Origin of the sequence: Variovorax sp. LjRoot130, assembly GCF_964253755.1 — a bacterium.
Classification (GTDB): Bacteria; Pseudomonadota; Gammaproteobacteria; order Burkholderiales; family Burkholderiaceae_C; genus Variovorax.
On record NZ_CAXURM020000001.1, the window covers coordinates 2,902,203 to 2,920,987 of the forward strand.

Annotated in this window: 12 protein-coding genes; 3 read left to right on the forward strand and 9 right to left on the reverse strand. The window is 68.8% G+C overall.

Annotation, left to right across the window (positions count from 1 at the left end):
- Positions 1–148: 148 nt before the first annotated feature.
- The 6 genes from ACSQ86_RS14530 to ACSQ86_RS14555 all read right to left on the reverse strand — a co-directional run bounded on the left by ACSQ86_RS14530 (position 149) and on the right by ACSQ86_RS14555 (position 5,199).
- Positions 149–691 (reverse strand): methylated-DNA--[protein]-cysteine S-methyltransferase, encoded by a 543-nt coding sequence (locus ACSQ86_RS14530; protein ID WP_436290321.1) that lies wholly within the window; start codon positions 689–691, stop codon positions 149–151.
- A 1-nt stretch (position 692) separates the two neighbouring features.
- The gene (locus tag ACSQ86_RS14535) at positions 693–1,295 is read right to left on the reverse strand and encodes a PqiC family protein (protein ID WP_436290320.1); all 603 of its coding nucleotides are present in this window, start codon (positions 1,293–1,295) and stop codon (positions 693–695) included.
- A complete protein-coding gene (locus ACSQ86_RS14540) occupies positions 1,292–2,923 on the reverse strand; it encodes an intermembrane transport protein PqiB (protein ID WP_436290319.1) in 1,632 nt (543 codons plus the stop codon). The genes ACSQ86_RS14535 and ACSQ86_RS14540 overlap by 4 nt, the downstream gene beginning before the upstream one ends.
- Before the next feature lie 61 nt (positions 2,924–2,984).
- Positions 2,985–3,662, reverse strand: coding sequence for a paraquat-inducible protein A (locus tag ACSQ86_RS14545; RefSeq protein ID WP_436304115.1), 678 nt, complete (start codon positions 3,660–3,662; stop codon positions 2,985–2,987).
- The gene (locus ACSQ86_RS14550; RefSeq protein ID WP_214693937.1) at positions 3,659–4,282 is read right to left on the reverse strand and encodes a paraquat-inducible protein A; all 624 of its coding nucleotides are present in this window, start codon (positions 4,280–4,282) and stop codon (positions 3,659–3,661) included. Before ACSQ86_RS14550 ends, ACSQ86_RS14545 begins: the two co-directional genes overlap by 4 nt.
- Entirely contained in the window at positions 4,279–5,199 is a 921-nt protein-coding gene (locus ACSQ86_RS14555; protein WP_436306298.1) for a LysR family transcriptional regulator, read from the reverse strand. The genes ACSQ86_RS14550 and ACSQ86_RS14555 overlap by 4 nt, the downstream gene beginning before the upstream one ends.
- Positions 5,200–5,278: 79 nt before the next feature.
- Between ACSQ86_RS14555 and ACSQ86_RS14560 the strand changes: the two genes are divergently transcribed.
- The gene (locus ACSQ86_RS14560; protein ID WP_436309006.1) at positions 5,279–6,466 is read left to right on the forward strand and encodes an MFS transporter; all 1,188 of its coding nucleotides are present in this window, start codon (positions 5,279–5,281) and stop codon (positions 6,464–6,466) included.
- A gap of 29 nt (positions 6,467–6,495) precedes the next feature.
- Positions 6,496–7,527: an aldo/keto reductase gene (locus tag ACSQ86_RS14565; RefSeq protein WP_436309007.1), complete on the forward strand. Its 1,032-nt coding sequence runs from the start codon at positions 6,496–6,498 to the stop codon at positions 7,525–7,527.
- On the opposite strand, the gene ACSQ86_RS14570 is transcribed toward ACSQ86_RS14565, so the two are convergent.
- Entirely contained in the window at positions 7,524–8,468 is a 945-nt protein-coding gene (locus tag ACSQ86_RS14570) for an autoinducer binding domain-containing protein (RefSeq protein WP_436304118.1), read from the reverse strand. The genes ACSQ86_RS14565 and ACSQ86_RS14570 overlap by 4 nt on opposite strands.
- 158 nt (positions 8,469–8,626) lie before the next feature.
- On the opposite strand from ACSQ86_RS14570, the gene ACSQ86_RS14575 reads away from it, so the two are divergent.
- Entirely contained in the window at positions 8,627–9,544 is a 918-nt protein-coding gene (locus ACSQ86_RS14575; protein ID WP_436304119.1) for a helix-turn-helix domain-containing protein, read from the forward strand.
- Positions 9,545–9,556: 12 nt separating this feature from the next.
- Here the strand turns inward: ACSQ86_RS14575 and ACSQ86_RS14580 are convergent, their stop codons facing one another.
- Together ACSQ86_RS14580 and ACSQ86_RS14585 are read right to left on the reverse strand one after the other, a co-directional pair.
- The gene (locus ACSQ86_RS14580; protein ID WP_436309008.1) at positions 9,557–17,242 is read right to left on the reverse strand and encodes a DUF4781 domain-containing protein; all 7,686 of its coding nucleotides are present in this window, start codon (positions 17,240–17,242) and stop codon (positions 9,557–9,559) included.
- 546 nt (positions 17,243–17,788) lie between these two features.
- Positions 17,789–18,721, reverse strand: a complete 933-nt coding sequence (locus ACSQ86_RS14585) for an autoinducer binding domain-containing protein (protein WP_436309009.1) — start codon at positions 18,719–18,721, stop codon at positions 17,789–17,791.
- Positions 18,722–18,785: the final 64 nt, after the last annotated feature.

Sequence of the window (18,785 nt, forward strand, 5' to 3'; positions counted from 1 at the left end):
TGTCCTTGCTTCGTATCGGCATCGAGTCCCCCGCTTACGCGGACAAATGCTTCTGCTCTTGAGTCGAACACTAGTACGAAATGTCGCACCCTCAACAGTATGTGATGTCGGACAACTGCTCGCCTTGCCATGGCAGTTGCGCGGTATTTCAGAACAAGGACGCGGTATCGCTCTGCGGCCTTGCGCCTTCGATCATCAGCATCTTGAGCTTCGCCGTCGCACCGCCGTGCGCCGAGAAACCGCCGGGCTTTCCGCCGGCGGCGAGCACGCGATGGCAGGGCACCACCGGCGCGAAAGGGTTGTGGCCCAGCGCCTGGCCGACGGCGCGCGCCAGGCCCTTGTCGCCGAGCTCGGCGGCGATCTCGCCGTAGCTGCGCGTGCAGCCCGGCACGATGCGGCGTGCGATCTCGTAGACGCGGCGATGGAAGTCGGAGACGCCCGCGTAGTCGAGCACGATCTCCGCCAGGTCCAGCGGCTCGCCCGCCATCAGGGCGCGAATCGAGGCCGTCGCCCTCAGCACTTCGGGCGGCGGCTCGGTCTCGTTCAACTGCGCAAAACGCCGCAGCATGCGCGCTCGCGTCGCGCCCTCCCCGACCTCGGGCAACTGTACGCCGACGATGCCGCGCGGACCCCAGGCGATGCCGCAGGCGCCGATGGCAGTGTCGAACAGTGCGAAACCGGTGTCGTTCATCTCAACCCGGGCAGGCGTTCGCCGTCACGCTGCGTGCGATAGCGTCGGCCAGCTTCGCCGTAGTGCGCTGGGCGCCGCGTGCCAGCGCATCGATGCCGGCACCCTCGACCGGCTCCGACAGCGAGCGCTGGCAAGCGAGCGACGGTCCTTGATCGCCGCGGCGCACGGTCCAGCTGAAGCCGGCATCGACGCGGCTGCCTTGCACCGCATCGAATTGCCGCAACTGCACCGCGATGCGCGTCACGGCCTGGCCGCGCGGCGATCCGCTCTTCGTTGCATCGACAGCGCCGAGGCGGCCCGCGATGCCGCTGCTCAAGGCGTCGCGCAGTTCGTTCTCGAACGAGGAGGACCAGCGGTGCTCTTCGAGGATGTCGACCTGCGGCCCGTCGATGGCGGCCTTCTGCCGTACCACCAGCTGCGGGCGCGCGAAGCGCTCGGGCATGGCCACCGGCGCGAGCTCGACGAAGGCAGGCGCCGTGCCCGACGCGGGCATCGCGCCCGGCGTCGCATCGGCCAGGCTGTAGTACTGCGGCGCGGTGCTGGCGCAGCCCGCCAGCAGCACGGCAGCGAGCAAGGCCGCCGCCCGGGTGTTTGTCGTTCTCATTTCTTCTTGTCCTCCGGCTTGCCGCGAATCAGCGATTCGGGGTGGCGTTCCAGGTAGTCGGTCAGGATGCGCAGCGACCCGGCCGCGCGCGTGACTTCCTGCAGCGTCTGGCGCATGTCCTGCTGCAGCGGCGAATCGTCGGCCAGCGTCTTGTCGGCGGCGTTGAGCGTCTTGCGCACATCCTTCATGGCGGCCGTCATCTCGGGTGCGACATCGTTGTTCAGCCGGCCTGCAAGCTGCTCGGCGCTGCCGAGCGTCTTGTTGAGCGTGACCAGTGTCTTGCGCAGGTCGGCGCCGATCTCCTCGAAGGGCACCTTGTTGAGCTTGCTCGCGATCTCGCCGATCTGCGCCTGGATCTCGTCCAGGCTGTTGGGCACCGTCGGCATCTCGATCGGGTTCTGGTTGATGTTGATCTTCGCCGGCGGCGCCTTCGGGAAGAAGTCGAGCGCCACGTACACCTGGCCCGTGAGCAGGTTGCCCGTGCGAAGCTGCGCCCGCAGCCCCTTGTTGACCAGGAAGCGCAGGCGCTCCGTCTGCGCGTAACGCGACTCGTCCGGCTCGTTGCCCGCGCCGCGGCGCAGGCGATCGGGGTAGACCTGGATCAGCACCGGCATCTTGAACTGGTTCTCCTGGCGATCGAACTCGACGCCGATGGACTTGACCTCGCCGATCTCCACGCCGCGGAAGTCGACCACCGCGCCCGGCGACAGGCCGCGCAGCGACTGGTTGAAGTACAAGAGCAGCGTCTGCGAGGGCCCGTCCGGTGCCTTCATCGCCGCGGTTTCGTCGGCGGCCAGCGTGAACGCGGCGTTCTCCTGCGCCGCCGGACCCATCGCATCGTCGGGCGCCTGGAAGGCGATGCCGCCCAGCAGCACGGTGGCCAGCGACTGGGTGCGCAGCTTGACACCGCTCGCGCTCAGCTCCACGTCGAAGCCGCTCGCATGCCAGAAGCGCGTGTTGACGCCGACGAACTTGTCGTAGGGCGCATTGACGAACACGCGCAGCGTGACCCCGCGGCCGTCGCCGTCGAGTTCGTAGGCCGCGAGCTGGCCCACCTTGATGCGCCTGAAATACACCGGCGAGCCGATGTCGAGCGAGCCCACGTCGCGGGCGCGCAGCAGGTACTGCCGCCCCGAGGCATCGCGCGTGACGATCGGCGGCACCTCGAGCCCGGTGAACTCGCCGGCCGTCTCTTTCGAGCTGCCGGCGTCGGCACCGATGTAGGCGCCCGACAGCAAGGTGCCTAGGCCCGAGATGCCCGAGGTGTCGAGCCGCGGCCGCACCACCCAGAAGCGCGTGTCCTCGGCGGTGAAGCTCTTGGCCTCTTTCGTGAGCTGCACCAGCACGCGCACATGCGAGCGGTCGCCGGCCAGCCGAATGGTCTGCACCGTGCCGATCTGCACGTCCTTGTACTTGACCGCGGTCTTGCCGGCCTCCAGTCCCTCGGCGGTCTTGAAGGTCAGCACCACTTCGGGCCCGCGATCGAGCAGGATGCGCGCGACCAGCGCGATGCCGACCAGCGCCGCCACGATGGGAATCAGCCAGATCAGCGAGGGCAGCCAGTTGCGGCGCTTCACGACGACCGGTTCGGCCAGCGAGGGCGCCGACGTCTTGTCTTCATCGCTCATTGGAGTATCTTCGTGCTTCGCACTGCGGTGCGAGCTTGCTTGGAGCGGCCCGGCGCAGCGCTCATGCGGTTCTTTCGTTTCTTGCGTGCATGTCGTGTGCGGGCTCCGTTTCGTTCATGACGTCCTCGCTGTCCCAGGTGAGGCGCGGATCGAAGCTCAGCGAGGCCAGCATCGTCAGCACCACCACCGCGCCGAAGGCGCCGATGCCGACGCCGGCGGTGATTTCGGCAAAACCCTGGATGCGCACCAGGCCGGCGAGCAGCGACACCACGAAGACGTCTAGCATCGACCAGCGGCCGATCACCTCGAGGATGCGATAGAGCCGCGCGCGTTCGAGTTGCCCGGCGGGGCGGTGCCGCTGGGCCATGTAAGCCAGCAGCATCAGCGCGGTCAGCTTGAACAACGGCACCAGGAAGCTGGCGATGAAGATGATCGCCGCCAGCCCGTAGGCGCCGGAGACCCAGAAGTAGATCACGCCGCTCAGGATGGTGTCGTACTGCGTGCCCAGCAAGCTCTTGGTGATCATCACCGGCAGCAGGTTGGCCGGCACGTACATGATGCAGGCCGCGATCAGCAAGGCCCAGGTGCACTGGATGCTGTGAGGCTTGCGGCGATGCAGGTGCGTGCCGCAACGCCCGCAGGCCTCGCCCTCCGCGGCGCCCTGCCAGACCGTGCCGCAGTGGGGGCAGCTCAAGAGCCCGAGCTGCGCCGCCGTCCTGATCGGCGCCGTTGCCGTCATGCCTTCTGCCCCGGCCGCGGCTCGAAGGCCATTTCCCAGAAGGTGCGCGGATTGAAGGACAGCACCGCCGTCAGCAGCACCGTGAGGCCCATGAAGGCCCACAGCGCCGGTCCGGCCACCACCTGCGCCAGGCTCGAGAGCTTGACGATGGCCACCAGCACGCCGAGCAGAAAGACCTCGATCATTCCCCACGGCCTGAGCGACTGCAGGATCCGCACCAGCACGCCGAAGCCGGCGGGCCGCCGCTCGCGCGCCATCGGCACCAGCAGGTAGAACAGGATGCACAGCTGCAGCAAGGGAAAGAGGATGGTGGTGCCCAGCACCAACAGCGCCACCACCGACATGCCCTCGGTGCTGAGCACGATCACCGCGCCGGCCAGCGTGGTCTCGCTGCTGAGGCCGCGCAACTCGATCTCGACGATCGGAAACAGGTTGGCGATCGCGAACAGGATCAGGCTCGCCACCGTGAGCGGCAGCACGCGCGCGCCCTGGTCGCCCGCATGCCGGTCGAGCTCGGTGCCGCAGCGGGCGCAATGCGAGACTTCGCGCGGGCGCAGCGGCGTGCGGCGGTAGACCGCGTCGCAGCCCTCGCAGACGATGGCGTCGGGAACTTCCTTCATGGTCGTGAACGGCTATTGTCCGCGAGCCGCGTCGACAGGTAGTCGAGCACGGCGCGCACCCGCGCCGGCAGGCGGCCCGGCTTGCCGAGGTAGACGGCATGCACCGGCGTCATGTCGCGCGGATTGAATTCCTCCAGCACCGGCACCAGGCGGCCGGCGTCGATGTCGGGCTGGATGTGATAGAGCGAGAGCCGGCCCAGCCCGACCCCCTCCATCACCAGCCGGCGCAGTGTTTCTCCATCGCCGGCACGCACCGAGCCCACCACCGGCATCTCGACCACGCGCCCGTCGACCGCGAGCGGCCAGTCGGGTGCGCTGCGGTGGTAGCTGGAACCGATGCGGTTGTGCGCCTCCAGCTCCTGCGGCGTGCGCGGCGTGCCGTAGCGTTCCAGGTACGCGGGCGAAGCGACGATGGCCTGGCCGGTATCGAAGAGATGGCGCGCCACCAGGTCGGAGGGCGGCAACGGACCCCAGCGGATCGCGATGTCGGTGCGCTCGTCCATCAGGTCGACCACGCGGTCGGTCAGCACGATGTCCAGCGTCACCTGCGGATGCAGTTCCAGAAAGCGCGGCACCAGCGGCATCAGCAGGCGGTGGCCGAAGGAGATGCTGGCGTTGATGCGCACCCGCCCGCGCGGCGCGGCGCCGGCCGCGGCGCAGCGCTCGGCCTCGTCCATGTCGGCCAGCACGCGCACGCTGCGCTCGTAGAAGTTCTGGCCCTCGGGCGTGAGCTGCAGCTTGCGCGTGGAGCGGTGCACCAGTTGCGTGGCCAGCCGCGCCTCCAGCCGCGCGACCAGCTTGCTGATGGCCGAAGGCGTCATGCCCAGCACGCGCGCGCCGGCCGAGAAGCTGCCGCGGTCGACCACCTGGACAAAGGCTTCCATCTCGCCGGAGCGGTTGACCTCGATGCGCGCCATATGTGAATTCAAGTCACAGTTGTGTGTCCGAGCGGCATTCTAGTCACGCAAGCCCAGCGCCCGCACAGTACGAGGCATCATGCCCATCGCTCTTCTCGCCCTCACCGCCGGTGCCTTCGGAATAGGCACCACCGAATTCGTCATCATGGGCCTGCTGCTGCAGGTCTCGGCGGATCTTCATGTCTCCATCGCGGCCGCCGGCCTGCTGATCTCGGGCTATGCGCTCGGGGTTGCGGTCGGCGCGCCGCTGCTCACCATCGCCACCCGCCGCGTGCCGCGCAAGACCGTGCTGCTCGCGCTGATGGCGATCTTCACGCTCGGCAACATCGCCTGTGCGCTGGCGCCCAGCTACGAGATGCTGATGGCCGCGCGCGTGATCACCTCGCTCGCGCACGGCACTTTCTTCGGCGTCGGCTCCGTCGTTGCCACCGGACTGGTCGCTCCGGAAAAGCGCGCCTCGGCGATCGCAATCATGTTCACCGGCCTCACGGCCGCGACCATGCTCGGCGTGCCGGCCGGCGCCTGGCTGGGCCTGCAGTTCGGCTGGCGCTCGACCTTCTGGGCCGTGGCGCTGATCGGCGTCTTCGCCCTCGCCGTGCTCGCGGTCTTCGTGCCGCGCGATCGGGCCTCCGACAAGCAGGCCCCAGCCTCGCTCGCCGACGAACTCGCGGTGCTGGCCCGGCCGCAGGTGCTGCTCGGGCTCGCGATGACGGTGCTCGGCTTTGCCGGCGTGTTCGCGGTGTTCACCTACATCCAGCCGCTGCTGACCCGCATCACCGGCTTGTCCGAAGCGGCGGTGTCGCCGATCCTGCTGCTCTTCGGCGGCGGCCTCGCGGTGGGCAACATCCTCGGCGGCAAGCTGGCCGACCGCGCGCTCATGCCGGCCGTGCTGGGCACGCTGGTGGCGCTCGCCGTGGTGCTGGCCGTGATGCAGCCGGCGCTCCACTCGGGCGTGACGGCGGCGCTCTTCGTCGGCCTGCTCGGCATCGCTTCCTTCGCCACGGTCGCGCCGCTCCAGCTGCGCGTGCTCGAGAAGGCATCCGGCGCCGGGCAGAACCTGGCGTCCAGCCTCAACATCGCGGCCTTCAATCTCGGCAATGCGCTCGGCGCCTGGGTCGGCGGCATGGTGATCGACCGCGGCCCGGGGCTCGGCGCACTCGGCTGGGTCGCCGCGCTGCTGACGCTGGCAGGCCTCGCGATCGCGCTCTGGAGCCGTGCGCTCGACCGGCGCGAGCTGCCGCTAGCCTGCGCGCCCGCACGCACCTGAATCATTCATTCCAACTGCAAGGACTCGTCATGGAACATCGCTATCTCGGCAACTCCGGCTTCAAGGTGCCGGCCCTCGGCTTCGGCGCCGGCACCTTCGGCGGCCAGGGTCCGCTCTTCAGCGCCTGGGGCAACACCGACGTCGCCGGCGCGCGCCGCATCGTCGACATCTGCCTCGAGGCCGGCGTCAATCTCTTCGACAGCGCCGACGTGTACTCGAGCGGCGCCTCCGAATCGATCCTCGGCGCCGCGGTGCAGGGCCGGCGCGACAAGGTGATCCTCTCGACCAAGCTCGCGCTGCGCGCGGGCGACGGGCCGAACGACGTCGGCTCCTCGCGCCATCACCTGATCGCCGGCACCGACGCCGCGCTCAAGCGCCTGGGCACCGACTACATCGACCTGCTGCAGCTGCACGCCTTCGATGCGATGACGCCGGTCGAGCAGGTGCTGCGCACGCTCGACGACCTCGTGCGCGCGGGCAAGGTGCGTTACATCGGCGTCTCCAACTTCTCGGGCTGGCAGTTGATGAAGTCGCTGGCCGCGTCGGACCGGTTGGGCCTTTCGCGCTACGTCGCGAACCAGACCTACTACTCGCTGGTAGGACGTGACTACGAATGGGAGCTGATGCCGCTCGCCATCGACCAGGGCGTGGGCGCGATCGTCTGGAGCCCGCTGGGCTGGGGCCGCCTGACCGGCAGGATCCGGCGCGGCCAGCCGCTGCCCGCGGGCAGCCGGCTGCACGACACCGCCGGCTTCGCGCCGCCGGTGGACGACGAGCGCCTGTACCGCGTGGTCGATGCGATGGACCAGATGGCCGAGGAAACCGGCAAGACCGTGCCGCAGATCGCGCTCAACTGGCTGCTGCAGCGTCCCACCGTGGCCAGCGTGCTGATCGGCGCGCGCGACGAGGAACAACTCAAGCAGAACCTGGGCGCGCTCGGCTGGCAGCTCACGACGGAGCAGGTCGAGAGACTCGATGCGGCCAGCGCGGTCACGCCGCCCTACCCCTACTACCCCTACTGGAACGGCCAGTTCGCCGAACGCAGCCCGATCGCTGTCTAGGTCTGTTCGATCGTGCCGAAGTTGCTCTCGGCGTACGGCGACTGCGTCGCTGCATTCACCAACTGCACCCGGTTGCGCGCCGCGAAACGGCGCCGCAGCTGGCGCATGTGGTAGTCCACCGTGTGCGCCGACAGGTGCAACCGGTAGGCGATCTCCTTGTCGCTGCGCCCCTGCAGCAGGTGTTCGAGGATGTACTGCTGCGTGGTCGACATGCCTGACATCTCGGCCCGCGCCGCCGGCGGCGCGGCCGGCACGCGCGCGTGGCGCGACAGGTATTCGTGCACGCTGAGACCCAGCATCAGCGACTGGCCGACCACGCTGTCCGTGATCCAGCCGCGGCTCGGTGCGCTGGACGACAGGCTGATCACCGTGTGCTCGTTCACGTGCGTGGGCGAGGCCAGGCGCAGGAACAGGCCGCTCCTGATGCCGTTCGCGCGAAGGTCGTCGAGAAAGCGGCGGCGGCGTCCGCTCGGATCCGGGTTCACCGGCGACGCCTCCAGCTGGTCGATGTCCCACAACAGCGGCAGACTGGAAGCGGGCGCATCCCGGTACCGCGTGTCCACCTCGTAATGGCGCTGCGAAAAATAGCGCTGCGCCCACTCCCGGTTCGCATAGCCGGTGAAGAAGCTCAGCGGCCACGGCTGCCCGCGCAGGTAGGTGATCGTGCCGTAGCCCAGCCATTCGAAGCCGATCGCATGCAGCATGCCGCGCACCAGGCGCACGCGCGCCTCGCTGCTGCCGGCGTCCAGCAGGTCACCGACGATGCCGGACGCTTCGGCGAGCCGCCCCATCGTTTCCGGCAAGCACAACTGCGCCTCCGAATACAGCTGCGGCACCGGACCGCCATGCAGGCCACCGTCGTTCGGCGGCGGCGATTCGTGAATCGGCGTGCCCGGCAGCGATGCCGCGGCCGCACGTTGCAACAAGGAAGACAGCATCATGTTGATGACCAGTCGACGCCGTCGATTGCCCGGCGATAAGAAAAGAGTTCTCGTTGGCCCGGCGACGCCGCGACTTGTGCAGCAAATTACCAAAGGCCGGCTGCGCCGCCTTGTAAATTCTTAACGTCGACACAACCAGGCGATAAATTCGGGCCTCGATGGAACTCCTTGCTTCCTCCTATTGGCGAGATGTCGACCTTGCAGGTCTTCAATTCACCGCCAATCGATTCCTGCAGCGCGAAATCCGGCCGCACAGGCACGGCGGCTTCACGCTCTCGGTTTCCGACACGGAGTTGCGCGTGCGAACCATCGCCGGCATCACGGTCGTGCCGCCGGGCACGCTGCTGCGCATCGCGCCGCACGTGTGGCATTCGGTGCAGGCGCGTTCCGCGCCCTGGCGGGAAGACGCCATGTACTGCAGCTTCGCCGTCGCGCGCTGCGTGAACCCTTCGCACGACATCGTGCGAACGGCGCGGGAGGAAGGCGATGCAGCGGTATCGATCTTTGCGCAGGCCACCTCGGCGCGCGAGTTCATCGAATGCCATCGGCTGCTGTACGAAGCGGCGCACTCCGGCAACGAGGAAATCGGTGCGGCCGGCCGCTCCCTGCTGCGCCAGCGGCTGGCGCAATGGATTCCGCCGCAGGCCGCCGCAGCCCGGACGCACGCGCGCGACTACGCGGTCACGATCGACAGCGGCGACGATCGCGTGAACCGGCTCTATGAGCTGATCGCCAAGGGCTTTCGCCAGCGGCTCACGCTGGACGCGCTGGCCGATGCGGTGGGCTGGCACCCGGTACATCTTCAGCGCCGCTTCAAGAGCGCCTTGGGATTCACGCCGCACGAGCTGCTGGTGGGCCACCGCGTCGAGTACGCACGCGACCTCCTCGCCGGCGGTGCGCGCGTGATCTACGCGGCGCATGCCGCCGGCTTCAGCGACCAGAGCCACCTGCACAAGACCTTCCTCAGCACCTACGCCGTGACGCCCGGCGAGTACCGCAGGCTCTCGGTGCACGATGCCTTGCAGCCGCCCTCGGCGAGGAACGGCATCGTCGAGGACCACGCAGCCGCGGGATAGGCCGCCAGCGATCTAACCGACCTTGATCTGCCAACCGTCGATCAGTGTGTCGGGGTCTCCTTCGATGTTCGTCGCGATGCCGTCCATCAGACGCTTGTCGAAGCGCGGATTGAGGTTGAAGAGCTGCGCCAGCGCTTCATTCACGACGTGGTTCTTGCTGCCCTCCTGCCGCGCGGCACCGAGCTCGGGCGGCGTCAGCAGGGTCTGCAGGTTGTTCTCGGTGATGCCCCACAGCGTCGCCGTCTCGCGGCGGTCGCCGCCGACGCTGACGAAGATCGGCTTGACGACCGGTTCCTTCTGCGGCTTCGGCTCCTCGCCTTCGTCCGGCTTTTCCGGCTCGCCAGGCTCGTGTCCCGGAGGCGTGCTCGGGCTGCTCGAAGGCGGGCTGCTCGGCGTCGTGCCCGTCGAAGGCGTCGGGTGGCCCGGCCTGGCCGGATCCGTTTCGAACAGGCCGGTGAAGCCGTTCCAGACCATCTGCACCACACTGTCCTTCTTCTCCTGCTCGGTGCCGGCGATGGCCTTGTACAGCACCGTCGCCGCCGGCACGATCGCGATGGAGCCGACCGCCGACCACTTGAGGATCTTGGTGGCGGTCGGGAAGGCGCCGTTGCGCAGCGCCGGAATCTGCTGCAGGCCGACCCAGGTGCCCGTGAGTGCAGCCTGGGCGAAGGCGCCGTAGGCCAGGATCTCGGGGCCCGTCTCCATCAAGCCCATGCCCACCGCGATGGCCCGCCCGGCGCTCAGCAGCCCTGCGTAGTCGCGGTACTTGTTCCAGTCGTTCTTCTTTGTCTGGGCGGCGGCCTTATCGGCCTGCAGTTCGGGATGGGCCTCGAGGTAGTCGTCGACCTTCATGTTGGCCGCCTTGGCCTCGTTGGCGATCTTGAGTTCGACGGTCGCGAGCGCATCCACCTTGTTGTTGTAGATGTAGTTCGCGCCGAGCGTTCCGATCGACAGGACGTCGGCGAAATTGCCTGCATGCGTCTGGATGGAGTCGCCTGCATTCAGCGGCTTGAAGACGGTACCCACGAAGGTGTTGAGGCTCACCGCGATGGTCGCGCGGCGGCTGAACAGGCCCAGCCGCGTGTTGGGCGAGTTGGTGCTGCCGCCCAGGCCTTCGGCCCCCTTCGGATCGACGCCCTTCTTGCCCGGGAAAAGCGCTTGCAGCTTCTCGTAGAGCGCGGCATGCGCCTCGCGCAACTCCGCCCGATGCTTCACCGAGTCGCTGAACCTGGCATGCACCTCCGGAAACTCGCGCAAGAGCCGGGCCTCTGGCGAGGTGTCCGCGTGCGAAGGATCCGCTGCCATCCGGAGCTGATCGGCGTTCATCTTGTCGATGCGCAGCAATAGCTCGCTACGGATCTCCGACTTGTTCCTGCCCGGAAACTCGCTTCGCAAGCCGCCGAAGAAGTCGCGCAGCCCCGGCACGCCCTTCATGTAGTGGGCAGGCGCCAGCGTCTCGGCGGTGTCGCCGGGCGATCGAATGGTGTGCAGCTGGAAGTTCCTGTCGGAAGGCGCGTCGGCCCAGGCCTCGCGGCTGGCCTTGAAGGCTTCGCCCAGCGTCGCGACCTCGTCCACCTTGTCGCGCAGCGACTGGGCCTTGGCCTCATCCATGATCTTGTCGCCGCGCCAGCCGCTGCCGTTGATCACCTTCTCGACCAGCTTCTCGGCCGTGGCGCGATCGCCGCGCGTGGCCGCGGCCATCGATTCCTTCATGCGCTGCGATGCGGTGAGGTAGGCGGCGCGCCCGAAGCTCGACAGCGGATAGCTGAGGTAGCCCGCCGTGCGCCCGCCGGCCAGCTCCGCCGGCAAGCCGAACACCGGCTTCATCGCCTCGAAGCCGACGCGCACGCCGCCGGCGATCATGGTCATGCCCTTGGCGCGGATCAGCGCGTCCTTCGGCTGCTCCGACAGCACGCCCTTGATGCCCTGCCTCCAGCTCGGCACGCGGGTGGTCGCGGCCAGGGTGGCCGCATCCCTTGCATTGGGCACGCCGATCGGCAGCACCTGGCCGTCGCCGTTCACATGGACCGCGCCGATGATCTCGTCGGCGCCGACGCGGCGGCGCGCGGCCAGCGGGAACCGGGCGGTATCGGGCTGCACGCGGTTGATCCAGCCACCGCCCTCGCGCGCGGCGGCCGCGCTGGCGTCGGCGAAGTTGTCGTAGGTGTCGCGGTTGCGCGTGCGCACGCCGCCTTCGCTGCCGTAGATCGTGTCGCGCGGGCCCAGCTTCGAGACCACGAAGCGCACGCCGGAACCCTCTGGCGGGTCGGCCATCAGCGCGGCCGTGACCGCGGCCTCGTCGGCCGAGGGCACGAGCGGCGTCGCGGGCGAATCCGGATCGGCCGCCAGCTGCTGCCGGCGGATCATGCCGTTGGCGTGATTGGCCACGCTCTCCCAACCGCGATCGCGGCCCATCGTCGTCGGCGGCAGCGGCACGCCGTCGGCATCGAAGCCGGGGCTGGCGCGACCGCCGGTGCCGGAAGAAGCCTGCGCTCCCGGGTTCGCGGCGGGCGGTCGCGAACCCGCGCCGCTGGAAGGCAGGGATGCCGGGGGACCCGACCCCTGCTGCCCTTGCCTCTGCGGATTGACCGACGGCTGCCCCTGCCCGCCCTGCCCATGCGCGCCGGTACCGCCCTGGTTGTTCGCCGATGCCTGCGGGTTGAGTTGGCGCAGCGTCGCCTGGCGATGCGGCGAACGCGTGAACGGCGCATTGGGCGCCTGGGCGTCTCCACCGACAGCCAGGAGCAACTGCTGCTCCTGCGGCCTGCGCGCCGATGCCGGCACAGAGCCCGGCCCCGGGTCCGGCCCGTCGCCGGCGCGGCGCAGGAGCAGCGGGAGCACCTGGGCCAGCGGCGCGTCGGGCGCCTCCGCCGCAATGACCGGCGGGCCATCCGGATGCAGCAGGCGGACGTCGCCCGGCGGCGCTTCGCTTGGCGGCGCGGGCTGTTCACGGAAGGGCAGCAGCGGGTCCTCCGCCGCCGCGGCCGTGACCCGCTGCGGATCGTCGATCACCACGGGGTTGCGCCGGCTGGCCAGCGGCACGACCTTGCTGCCGTCCGCCGCGCCTTCGTTCGCCCGGGTCGCGTGCGTGGCCGGCGGCGTCTGCGCGTGCGCAGTGTTCACCATCGGCTTGACTGCGTTGTGCACGCGGACGTAGCCGCGTGCGAACACCGGCGAGGCGAAGCCGGCGAGGTTCAGGCCCAGCATGCCGAGCTGCTTCTCGCGGTCGGCGGAGCTCATGTGCTCCCAGTTGTCGATCGTGTAGCGCGCACCTTCCTCGAAGGCAGCGACGCTGCCCACGCCCAGCGGCTTGGCCGCCGCCGCGGCGGGCTTGCCCCAGGCCTGGGCGCTCTGCGAGTAGCGCACGAAGTCGTCGAGGTGCTTGCCGGCCGCGGTCGCATCGCCGGCTCCGCGCGCCGCCGTCGCGGCCTTGAGCGCATTGCGCGCGCGCATCGCCTGCATGGTGGCGCGCGTGGAGGCGCCGACCACCGGCACGCTGACCGCCGACAGGCCGAGGTTCAGCCAGTCCAGCCGCGCCTGCGTGCTGGTGAACGGATTGATGTCCTGGCCGTGGCCGCCCTGCTTGACCAGGCTTTCCGTGGAGGTGGCGATGCCGTAGCCGGCCGCCAGCGCCGCCGCGGAGCCGGCGATCAGCATCACGCCGGGCGCCGACAGGGTGCCGAGCGAACCCACCGTCAGCACCACCCCGGCCACCAGGCCGGCCACGCCGACCACGACGTCGAGATGAGACTTGCGCCTGAAGGTCTCCCAGCCGGTCTCGGTGCGCGCGTCGCCGCTGAAGAGCTTGACGTTGCCGTCGGCGTCGAGCGTGAAGTTGCCGTCCTCCGGCGTCACGAGGTTCACGCCTTCCACCGGCAGGTTGTTGTTGGCGCGGTAGTCGTCGAGGCTGTCGTACTCCCAGCCCTGCTCGTCGACGTACTTCGCTTCACCGGGCTTGGTTTCGACTTTGAACAGCGCGGTCTTCACGATGCCGCCCTGCTCGCCCTCGAGTCCGTAGACCACCGGCAGCACCATCACCCTGGCCTTGTCGCCGCCCAGCTCGACGAGCTTGTTCACGGTCTTGTCGAGGATCTCCTTCTGGTCCTTGTCGAGATTTCCGAACAGGTTCTGCGTCTGCTGCAGGCGCTCGTTGTTGGCCGGCGTCGCCGGATCGAGTTCGATGTCGGGCTTCCAGCCGAGCGCGATTGCGACCTGGTTCGCGAGCTGCGTGCGGTTCTGCATCTGCGTGAACTGGCCGCCGAACTGCACGTAGTGGCTGTTGATGATGGACTGCGCCATCAGCTCCGGATCCTTCATGAAGAGCTTGTAGAGCTCGGCGCCGTCGCCGTGCTGGTCGGGCCGCAGGTTCTGGGCGATGAAGTTCTGCTCGCGCGCGCTCGCGCTCTCGGTGGCGCCGGCCGCCTGGTAGCGCTTGGCGACGTCGGCCTTGCGCTGGGCCGCCTGCAGCGCCTTCCAGGTGTCGCTGCCGGTCTCGGCCAGCGCCGGGTTCTCGCGCTTCCACTTGTCGTGCGCAGCCTGCGCGGCGCCCAGATCGCGCTTGGCCGTGTCGGTGTAGAACTTGTTGTGCGAGCCCAGCCATTTGCTGCGTGCGGCGAGCGCGCTGGCGCGTGCATCGCTCTCCAGTTCTGCCGGCGGCTTGGCGTAGCACATGGGCTGCGCGCGGCCTGCGCGTTCGTTGGCCTCGTAGAGCTGGCGCGTGCGATGCGCCTCCTGCCACAGCAGCACCGCGTCCACCGCCGCCTGCTCGTTCTTCGCGATGGCGAGGCGCGAGTTGGCATCGTCCAGGGCGTTCTTCAGCTCGGTGCGATCGCCGGTGCCGGCATCGTAGGCGGCCTGCGCCTTGTCGCGCTCGCTGGTCGCGGTGCCGACGTTCTGGTCCACCGTCTTCTTGCGCTGCGTGAGGTCGTCGCCCAGGCGCAGCGTCGGCACCGGCTTGCCGTCCGGACCGATCAGCGGCTGTTCGCCGGGCGCGGGCGGGGCCTCGGCCCTGGCGTCGCCCAACTGCTGCTCGACCGTTCCGCGTTCGCTGCGCGCCTGCGCCAGCCGCCCGTTGCCGAACACCGAGGTGTCCCACAGCCGCGCCGTGGCGGGATTCATCCTGTACTCGCCCTCGCGCACGGTGAAGTTGCGCATGTCGCCGTAGCGCTCGGACTTCTGCCAGCCGATGACCTCGGAGTCCTTATTGATGATCACCGTGTAGCCGCCGCCGCACTGGTCGTGGCGCACCTCGATGTCGTCGGGCGAGAGTCCGCGCGGCAGGCCTTCCGCACTGACCTTGCCGTCCGCGCCGGGCTTGAGGTTCCAGGTCGGGTCGTAGTTCTGCGGGTAGACGTCGCCCGTGACCGACTCGCCGTTCTTCATGAACATCGACAGCTGCGGCTTGGCGAAGGCGGTCTGGCCGTACTGGTTCTGCGCCGCATACCAGTCCCGTTCGGCGTCGATCAGCTCGAGCTGCGTCTCGTAGTCGCGCACCGCGAGCTTCAGCGCGTCGAGCTCGTCCAGCGCCTTGTTGCGCTCGGCCTCGGTGGCGGTGCTGCCGGGCGCGGTGAGCTTGTCGACCTCGCCGGACTTGGCCTGGTAGTCGCTGCGCGCCTGCGGCAACTGCTCGTTGCGCATCTTCTTCTCGTCGGCGGCGGAGAGCTTGGGCTGCGATTCCTCGTGCTTGTGCTGCTTCTCGCGCGCGGTCTCGCGCAGGCCTTCGAGTTTCGCCGCATCCACCGGCTTGCCTGCGGCCTGGTCGCGCTCGGCGCTGCGCAGATCCTGCATCGCCTTCAGCGCGTCGGCCTCGGCCTGCGCAGTGCGCTGCTTCTCCAGCGCCTCGCCGAGCTGCTGCGGCGTGGTCGGCGTGGCCACCGGACCGATGAATCCCGGCGGATGCTTTGAATTCAGCCCGGCCTGGGCCGCCGCCACGTCGGCATTGGCATCGGCCAGCCGCTGGTTGATGGCATCGGCGTTGTCGAGGTAGCGCGCCGCATCCAGCTTGGGGCCGCTGCCGTCGGTGCCGCCGATCAAGTCCTCCTTGACCTTGCCCAGGGTGGAGCCGGTGTCGCCCATGCGCTTCGTGGCGGCCTCGCGCTTGTCGTGCGCGGCCCAGAGGCGCGAGGTGACGGGATCGAGCTCGGTCTTCTTGTCGCCGTCGACGTAGTAGTACTTGCCGTCGCTGGCCTGGACCTTCTTGCCCTCCTCGCTGCCCGGCTTGGCCCAGAAGGCGGGGTCGTAGCCCTCGGCCTTGACGGTCTTGGTGGTCTGCTTGTCGCCGTCGTGCTCGGTCACCGTGTAGGTGCCGGGCCGCGTCTGCGACTCGGCATTCCAGGCGCCCTCGGCATCGGTGTACTCGATCTCGGCGTCGCTGCGATCGAGCTTGGCGGCCTCGTCGTCGGCGAGCGCGTGCATGTAGCGCTGCCCCTCCTGCGCCTCGCGCAGAGCGGCGTCGGCCTCGGCGATCTTGCCGGCATCGCCGCCGGCCACCGCCTGGTCGTACTTGGCGCTCAGGTCCTTGACCTCGAGATCGGCCACGTGCGCGTTGTAGTCCGCGTTGACCGCGCCGACGACGTTGGTCTTCGGATTGGCCGGGTCGGCCGGATCGCTGGTGCCGAAGGCCTTGATCAGTCCGTCGAGCTTCGCGTCGGCCCGGTTCGCCACGCCGCGCAGGCGCGCGGCCTCGTCCTTGGCGTTCTGCTTGGCGGTGATGATGGTGTCGTTGCCGCCGGGGCCGTCGCCGAAGCTCTTCGCGTAGGCCTCGGCCTTGTCGGCCGCGGCGTCGGCATCCGTCGCTTCGGTGCGTGCATCGGCAACCTGCTTCTTGCCCGACTGGTTGACGTTGTACTGCTCGCTGCGCAGCTGGCGGATCTCCGGCGTCTCCGCCTTCACGCCGGCCTGTGCCTTGTCGACGTAGGCGCCCATCGCCTCCGGGTCGAAGACGCCGCCCTTGTCGATCGCCTGGTTGATCCTGGCGGCCTCCTGGTCGATGGCGGCGCTCGGGTCCTTGCCTTCGGACTGCGCCTTCAGGCCCGCGGTGCGCATGTCCTGCTGCGCGGCTTCCAGCCATTCCGTGACGGCGACGTTGAGCGCGGCCTTCTCTTCCTTGGTGCCGTCGCCGCCCCTGGCCTGCGCGTCGAACACCGGCTTGGCGGCCTTCTGCGCCTTGTCGAGCAGGGCCTGCGTGCCCGCGCTGGGGGCCGGCTGGTCGGCGACCTGCGCGCCGGCCGCGGGCTCGTACAGCGCCTGCGTCTTCTGCGCGGCGTCGACCTCGCTCTGCGCCGCGCGCGTGGCCTCCGACGGATCGTTCGGCGCGCGCCGCTGGCGCACGTCGTCGAGCTTGGAATTGGCGAGCGTCTCTTCCTTGGTGCGCAGATTGGCGGTGGCCTCCTTCTTCAGCGCATCAAGTTCATCGATCTTGGCTTGCGCGCGCAGCTTGGCCGCCGCGTCCTGCTCGGCCTGGGTCTGCGCCTTCTTGGCCTCGGCAGCCTCCGCCAGCTTCCTCGCATCGTCGGCCTTCTTGCGCGCCTCCGCGGCCAGCCTTCTGGCTTCCGCGGCGATCCGTTGGGCTTCTTCCGCTGCCCTGCGCGCAGCCTCCTCGGCGCGGCGCCGCTGCTCCTCGGCGGCTCTGACTGCCGCTGCATGGTCGATGGCCGCTTGCGACAGGCTTGGCGAGGATGCGGTGGCGGGTGCGACCATGAGCGCTCCGGTGGATGCGTTGATTCAGTGGCGATTCGCTCCAAAGGATGGTCGATAAGAATGACAGGCAGATGGCCAGCAACGACGAGAATTCGTAGTGCGGGTCTGTGGGGTGCGAGAAGAGTCCGCGCCGGTAGCGAAAACGCGCGGAGTTGATACCGATCCCCAAGGAAAACGTGGCCGCCGGCGAAAGATTCTGGGCTAATCTTCGATGGCTGCAGTAGTGGCCCGCCTGCGCTGTTCGCAAGCAAGATCACGAAGGCGGGACCTGGGTCAAGGCACAAGGCCGCAGCCGGCTAAGACCCGATAGCGGAGAAGCGATTCGAGATGCCGCAATCGAGCGGTCTCGGCATTGCGCTTCTTCCAGACTTCCTCGTCGCTCAAGAACTGGCCGCGGGCTCGCCTCCAGCGGGTGCTACCCGATCTGGAGACTGACGACGCAAGAATTGTGGCGGTCTATCCTGAAAAGCGGCTTCTGGAACCTCGGGTCAGGCGGTTCATCGATCTCATGGTCGCAGAGCTGGGGAGTTGATGCGACCACAAAGCTCAGGAGCCTTCACCCTGCTGCCCCTGGCTCGCGGCGTTCACCAGCTGCACGCGGTTGCGCGCTGCGAAACGGCGCCGCAGCTGCCGCATGTGGTAGTCCACCGTGTGGGCCGAGAGGCGCAGCCGGTGCGCGATCTCCTTGTCGCTGCAGCCTTCGAGCAGAAGCTGAAGGACGTACTGCTGCGTCGCCGACATGGCGGACATCTCGGCGCGCGCGGCCGCCGGGGCGGCCGGGAGGCGCGAATGGCGCGACAGGTAGTCGTGCAGGCTCAGTCCGAGCACCAGGGCGCGGCCGACCACGGCGTCGGTGATCCAGTCGCGGCCGGGCGAACGGGACAGCAGGCTGATGACCGTGTGCTCGTTCACATGCGTGGGCGAGGCCAGGCGAAAGTACACGCCGCTGCGGATGCCGCTGCCGCGGAGGTCGGCCAGGAATCGCTGCCGCCGTCCGGCAGAACCTGACGAGGCTTCGAGCCGATCGATATCCCACACCAGCGGCAGGCCGGACGCAGGCGCGTCCCGGAACCGCGGGTCCACCTCGTAATGGCGCTGCGAGAAATAGCGCTCTGTCCATTGCGGGTTCGCATGGCTGGTGAAGAAGCTCAAGTGCAGCAGCTGCCCGCGCAGCTGCGTGATCACGCCGTAGCTCAACCATTCGAAGCCGATCGCATGCAGCATGGCGCGAATCAGATCGCCGCGCGCCTCGATGCTGCCCGCGTCCAGCAGCTCGCCGACGAAGCCCGGCGCGCCATCCGCATGCGGGGGCCTCGCTTGCGGCAGATACAGCTGCGCCTCCGAATAGAACTGCGGAAGCGGCGGACCGCCGCCTTGCGGCTGGTCGCCGTCTTGGCTCGCGCGCGAGCTCGCTGCGACCGATCGAGGATTGGCGCTGGCTGCCAGCGCAGGGCGGATCAGACTCGCGAATGCATTCATCGCGCCCAGTCTAGGAGCGTCCCCACAGGCGCACCAATGGCAATTGCGGCATGCGCCATAACCC